At 71.2% G+C, this 5,565-nt stretch carries 5 protein-coding genes and 2 pseudogenes; 4 read left to right on the forward strand and 3 right to left on the reverse strand.

Features of this window, described 5'->3' with window-relative positions:
* Positions 1-97: 97 nt before the first annotated feature.
* From ACZ6S8_RS35555 to ACZ6S8_RS35565, 3 genes and pseudogenes are all read right to left on the reverse strand, one after another.
* Positions 98-724 (reverse strand): DUF305 domain-containing protein, encoded by a 627-nt coding sequence (locus ACZ6S8_RS35555; protein ID WP_469462050.1) that lies wholly within the window; start codon positions 722-724, stop codon positions 98-100.
* Positions 725-845: 121 nt separating this feature from the next.
* Positions 846-1,256, reverse strand: coding sequence for a DUF6153 family protein (locus ACZ6S8_RS35560; RefSeq protein ID WP_469462052.1), 411 nt, complete (start codon positions 1,254-1,256; stop codon positions 846-848).
* 117 nt (positions 1,257-1,373) lie between these two features.
* A pseudogene (locus tag ACZ6S8_RS35565) lies at positions 1,374-3,339 on the reverse strand (heavy metal translocating P-type ATPase).
* On the opposite strand from ACZ6S8_RS35565, the gene ACZ6S8_RS35570 reads away from it, so the two are divergent.
* The 4 genes and pseudogenes from ACZ6S8_RS35570 to ACZ6S8_RS35585 form a co-directional block, all read left to right on the forward strand.
* Positions 3,338-3,679 (forward strand): STAS domain-containing protein, encoded by a 342-nt coding sequence (locus ACZ6S8_RS35570; protein WP_469462054.1) that lies wholly within the window; start codon positions 3,338-3,340, stop codon positions 3,677-3,679. The pseudogene ACZ6S8_RS35565 and the gene ACZ6S8_RS35570 sit on opposite strands and share 2 nt — an antisense overlap.
* A gap of 615 nt (positions 3,680-4,294) precedes the next feature.
* Positions 4,295-4,681: a hypothetical protein gene (locus tag ACZ6S8_RS35575; RefSeq protein ID WP_469462056.1), complete on the forward strand. Its 387-nt coding sequence runs from the start codon at positions 4,295-4,297 to the stop codon at positions 4,679-4,681.
* Between the two features lie 173 nt (positions 4,682-4,854).
* A complete protein-coding gene (locus ACZ6S8_RS35580; RefSeq protein ID WP_383913103.1) occupies positions 4,855-5,016 on the forward strand; it encodes a hydrophobic protein in 162 nt (53 codons plus the stop codon).
* A 424-nt stretch (positions 5,017-5,440) separates the two neighbouring features.
* A pseudogene (locus ACZ6S8_RS35585) lies at positions 5,441-5,565 on the forward strand (PRC-barrel domain containing protein); the annotation flags it as partial.

Consider the following 5,565-nt stretch of genomic DNA (forward strand, 5'->3'; position numbering starts at 1 on the left):
GGGTGGTTGGTTGGGGGGGGGGGGGAGGCCACCCGCCCGGGGGGGGGGGGGGGGGGGCGCCCCCCCCCCCCCCCCCACCCCCCTCCGCCCGGGTGGGTCAGCTCTTGCCGAGCAGGTCGTTCATCCTGGTGATCTCGGCGGTCTGCGAGGTGATGATGGCGTCCGCCATGGTCTTGGCCTCGGGGAAGGAACCGTCGGCCTTCTCCGTCTTCGCCATCGCCACCGCGCCCTCGTGGTGCTTGATCATGAGTTGCATGAAGGCGGTGTCGAAGGCCTTGCCGGACGCCTTATCCAGGTTGTCCATCTCTGCGGGCGTCATCATTCCGCCGTCGGCGCCGTGCATGGAGTGGTCCATGGCGCCCTCGGCGGGAACCTGCTCACCCCAGGAGGTCAGCCATCCGGAGAGGGCCTTGATCTCGGGGTCCTGCGCCTTCTTGATCTCGTCGGCGAGCTTCTTGACCTCGGCGGACTCGGCCCTGGTGGGCGCGAGGTCGGCCATCTCCACGGCCTGACGGTGGTGGGGGATCATCCCCTTGGCGAAGGCGACGTCGGCCGCGTTGTGCTGCCCCTGGGAGGCCGAAGCGGACGAGGACACCGAGGGCAACGGGCTGTGACCGTTGTGCCCGGCGGAGGTGTCGTCGCTCGACCCGCACGCGGCGAGTACGAGCGAGGCGGCGCCCGCGGCGGCGACGAGGGCGGTCCGGCGGATGAGGTTCTTGTTCATGGTGGTGCGACTCCTTGATGCGCCGCTCGAGCGGGCGGGCGCCAGTGCGTAATGAGGGTGTGCCGGAGCGCGGTACCTCCGCCGGCCAAGCCGGGGCAAGGAGGTGCCGTGCGGGCGGGTCCTATATCCGCAGGAGTTGCAGCTCGGCGAGGTCGGGCGGCGCACGCCCGCTCTCCGGGGTCCCCGCCGCACTGGCGGGCAGCGCCACGGGTACGGCCCCGGCGTCGAGAGCGGCAGCCGGGACGGGCGGTATGTACGGAGCGCCGACACCGGCCGCCGCGCACGTGGCGTCCGCGTGATCCGCGTGGCCGGTTCCGCCATCGGTGTGCGAGCAGGCGCCCGCGACCTGCTGGGCAGTCTGGTCGTGGGCCATCGCCATGCCGTGGGCGCTGACAGCCGCTGGCGTCTTCGCGGGCGCCGGTCCCGGCCCCAGGCCGTGCATTGCCAGCACGCCGGCCAGCACCGCCAGCACCAGCAGGACGAAGCCGCGCCCGGAGGGGCGACGGCTCGGCGGCTGCACGGTGCTGGTCATGCGGTCATCGTACGATTCCGCCCAGCGCGCCGCCTCATCCGCCCGATATCCACCGTGTGACACGGCTGCGGAACGGTCCTCAGCAACGTACGGGTCCGGCCGAGTACCAGGGCCGAGTCACACGGTGTCCTTGCTGAGGGAGCTGGTCCAGGCGTGTTCGCGGAGCAGTCGCAGGCCGTTGAGGCCGACGATGATGGTGGAGCCTTCGTGTCCGGCGACGCCGAGCGGCAGCGGGAGGGTGGCGATCAGGTCCCAGGCCATCAGGACGGTGATGAAGATTCCGGCGATGACCAGGTTCTGCACGACCATACGGCGGGCTTTGCGAGAGAGGGCCACGATGGCGGGGATGGTGGTGAGTTCGTCGCGGACGACGACTGCGTCGGCGGTCTCCAGCGCGAGGTCGGAGCCGGCCTTACCCATCGCGATGCCGGTGTGGGCGGCGGCCAGGGCGGGGGCGTCGTTGACGCCGTCGCCGACCACCAGCACCCGCCGGCCCTCGGCCTCCCATCCCTGGACGGCGGCCACCTTGTCCTGCGGCAGCAGCCCGGCGCGGACATCGGTGATGCCGACCTCGGCGGCCAGGTGGCGCGCGGCGCGCTCGTTGTCGCCCGTCAGGAGGACCGGCGGGCGTCCGGTGAGTTCCGTGAGAGCTGCCACCGTGGCCTTCGCGTCAGGGCGGAGCCGGTCGGCGATGCCCAGCACTCCGGCTGGTACGCCGTCGAGGAGGACGAGGACGGCGGTGCGGTCTTGGTCTTCGAGCGTCTGCACCGTGCCGGCCATTTTCGGGTCGCCGGTGGCGGTCAGGCGGGCCGGAGAGCCGACCTGGACGGTGCGGCCGTCGATCGTGGCGGTGACGCCCGCGCCGGGGGTGGAGGTGAAGCCCGTCGCCTCGGCGAGTGCGAGTCCGCGCTCACGGGCAGCCTGGACGACCGCCCGGGCCGCTGGGGTGCTCGGCCGCCGCTGCCAGGGCCAGCAGGGAGTTCTCGTCCAGCCCGGAGCCGGACTGGGGGCGGAAGTCGGTGACGCGTGGGGTGCCCTCGGTCAGGGTGCCGGTCTTGTCCAGCGCCACAGCGTCGACCTGGCCGAGGCGTTCCATCACGACTGTGGACTTCGCCAGGACGCCGTGGCGGCCGGCGTTGGCAATCGCGGAGAGCAGCGGCGGCATCGTGGAGAGGACCACCGCACACGGCGAGGCGACGATCATGAACGTCATCTCGCGCAGCAGGGCCGACTTGAGCTCGGAGCCGAAGGCGAGCGGGATCGCGAAGACGGCGAGGGCGGCGATGACCATGCCGATCGAGTACCGCTGCTCGACCTTCTCGATGAACAGCTGGGTTGGCGCTTTGGTCTCGGACGCTTCCTCGACCATCTTCACGATCCGCGCGATCACCGAGTCCGCCGGATCCCGCTCGACCCGTACTCGCAGGGCGCCGGTGCCATTGACCGTGCCAGCGAACACCTCGTCCCCGGCCTGCTTCGCCACCGGGAGCGGCTCGCCGGTGATGGTGGCCTGGTCGACGTCGCTGCTGCCGTCCAGGACCTGACCGTCGGCGCCGACCCGCTCGCCGGGTCGCACCAGGATGACCTCGCCAACCATGAGGTCATCGGCGGGGACGCTCTCCTCCCTGCCTCCGGGCAGAAGGCGGGTCGCGATGGTCGGCGCAAGGTCGAGCAGCCCGCGGACCGAGTCGGCGGTCCGCGCGGTCGCGACGGCTTCCAGCGCGCCGGAGGTCGCGAAGATGACGATCAGCATCGCCCCATCAAGGACCTGCCCGATGGCGGCGGCGCCGAGGGCCGCGACGACCATCAGCAGATCCACGTCCAAGGTCTTGTCCCTCAGGGCCTTCAGGCCCACCCATCCCGGCTCCCAGCCCCCCGTGATGAAAACGGCGGCTTACAGCGGCGCCCACATCCAGACCGGGGCCCCGAGGAGATCCAGCGGGAGAGCGATCAGGAACAGCACCAGCGCGGCCAGCGCCCACCGGGCCTCCGGCAAGGCCAGCACCCGTGTGCGCCGCTTCGGCAGCGCCGGACGTGGTCCGGCGGCGGCCGGAGCGGGCCGCTGGTCAAGGACAGAAGGCATGACAAAGCAACCCTTCACGGGCGGATGGGGCAACACCTTCGAGGACGGTGTCCGCGTCATCGTGTGCGCGGGCGACTTCGACCAGGACACTCTGGCCCCCCTCACCCAGGCCTGCACGAACGCCGCGGACAACCCCGGCGTACGACGCATCGTCCTCGACGTCACCGAGGTCGACTTCGCCGACTCCTCCATGCTCAACCTCATGATCCGCATGCTGCGCACCGGCCGCCTGGTCCTGGCCGGCCCGGTGCCCCCACGGCTGGGCCGGCTCCTGGACCTCACCCAGGTCCGCGCCGTGCTTCCCACCCCCGACGGCATCGAGGCGGCGCGCACCCTGTAGAGGGAGCCGGTGCCCGGCTCTCGTCCCTGCCTTCCCCGCGGTGACCTCCATGGGCTCCGCCGCCTTGAGCATGCTCTGCGCTCTGGGGGCTGGTGGCTGTGTCAGCGGCGGTGGCGCCCGTGTTGCTGGGGTTCGGCGACGGCCAGGAGTACGAGCGCCAGTCCGAGGGGCAGCAGGAACAGCAGGAGCAGATGCATGCGGCTCTCCTGCCCCGATGAGGGCGTGGGACGCACGGTGAACGCGCTCTGTTTGCGGGAGGGGTTCGCTCTACGGGGATTGGTCGGGCACCGGCCGGGCGGGCGTTGGGGTCGGTTCCAGCCTGCGCCGACATGGGTGTGCGGGTCAGGCCCGGTGCCCGCTTCGTCGGGGGGCGGTACGACCGGGCCGCCCCCAACTCCCCTGTACCCGCCCACGCCACCTGTCGTTGTCAGGGGTATGACGACGATCTACGCGGTCCGCTGAGAGCTGTGCCGGGGCCTGAGCCCCGCGGTCGAAGGCCAAGACGGCGCGCTGCTCCCGCTCCTGGAGGCCGGGGTCGACCACGTACGCGAAGCACACCCGCAGGCCTGCCCGGACACGGCCCTGACCTTGGAGCCGATCACTTCCGTCCCGGGCATGCCGGCCTTCGTCGCGGCCGCGTTCAACCGGGTCCGCCCCGCGTTCGGCGCCGCCGCTACCGGCAGCCGGGTTCACCCGGACGTGGAGCGCACCGGGTGGGACGCGGGGCAGGCTGTAGAACTGAACGAGGCGAAGCGCCCGCGGGTGTACGGCAGCGACGACGAGCCGTACCGCCTGGCGGACGGGCACGCATACGCCGACCTGCGCGGCGGGCCGCTGGACTGGCTGCTGCTTGACGTCACGGGCTGGTCGGCCGGTGAGCTGACCGAGGGTGCACTCCTGATCACCGACCGCGGCATGTACCGGACCGGCGGCCGCGCGTTCTACACCCCTGCCGAGGGCGACTCCGCGGGCGCGTTCCGGTGGCAGGGCGACACACCCTGACCCGCTGGCTCGGCTCGGGGTCCACGGGCGGTAAGGGAGTAGCCGTTCCCCGATTCTTCGCACCCGGTCATGCGGGCGTACCCGGGTTCCCGCCTGGGTCGATAAGAAACGGGTAAGAAGTCGTGCATGGTCTGGAGTCGCAGGGGCATTCGGTTCCTTGGAGGTTGATAAATATGGTTCCCCTGCTTCTTGTTCTTCTGCTCGCTCTGATTCTGTTCGGTGCCGGTTTCGCGGTGAAGATCCTCTGGTGGGTCGCTATCGCAGTGCTGGTGATCTGGCTGGTCGGGTTTATCGCCCGTCCGAAGGGAAGTAGCGGCCGCTGGTACCGCTGGTAGTCAGGCCGCTGGTCTGTGGTGATGTGGGTGTGGGGGGGGGGGGCGGCCGGGGCGGGGGGGGGGGGGGGGGGCGGGGGGGGGGCGGGGGGGGGGGGGGGCGGGCCCCCGCGCCGCCCCCCCCCCCCCCCCCCCCCCCCCCCCCCCCCCCCCCCCCCACCACTCGATTTGTTGAGCACGGCCTTGATGGGGTATGCGCGGGAGTGGTTGGGGCGGTTACCGGGAGCATCGGGAACCGACGCCTCCAAATCCCGCCAGCCGCCCCGACCGCCCCTGTTCGCACGCCCCCGGCCGGCAGATTTTCCGGCCGGGGTGTGTAAGACGGATTGGCCGGGGCAAGCGAGTTTTCGGCAAGGCTGCTCTTCCTCGGAATTCAGGAGGAAGAGAGTGGCCGCTGATTTTCCAGCTTCATGGAGGGGTTTTTCGTATGTCTGAGAACGTGTGGGGTTACCGCGAGACGTCCGGCCGTCTGGCCGGCGCCGATCTGACCGGCTACAAGGTCGAGGCGACGGACGGCTCCATCGGGAAGGTCGACAAGCACTCCGACGAGGT

Source organism: Streptomyces sp. NPDC048461 (genome assembly GCF_055587105.1).

Coding starts and splice junctions, on each gene's coding strand:
- ACZ6S8_RS35560 (WP_469462052.1), bottom strand. CDS start 1,256: ATGACCAGCACCGTGCAGCCGCCGAGCCGTCGCCCCTCCGGGCGCGGC.
- ACZ6S8_RS35580 (WP_383913103.1), top strand. CDS start 4,855: ATGGTTCCCCTGCTTCTTGTTCTTCTGCTCGCTCTGATTCTGTTCGGT.
- ACZ6S8_RS35575 (WP_469462056.1), top strand. CDS start 4,295: ATGCCGGCCTTCGTCGCGGCCGCGTTCAACCGGGTCCGCCCCGCGTTC.
- ACZ6S8_RS35570 (WP_469462054.1), top strand. CDS start 3,338: ATGACAAAGCAACCCTTCACGGGCGGATGGGGCAACACCTTCGAGGAC.
- ACZ6S8_RS35555 (WP_469462050.1), bottom strand. CDS start 724: ATGAACAAGAACCTCATCCGCCGGACCGCCCTCGTCGCCGCCGCGGGC.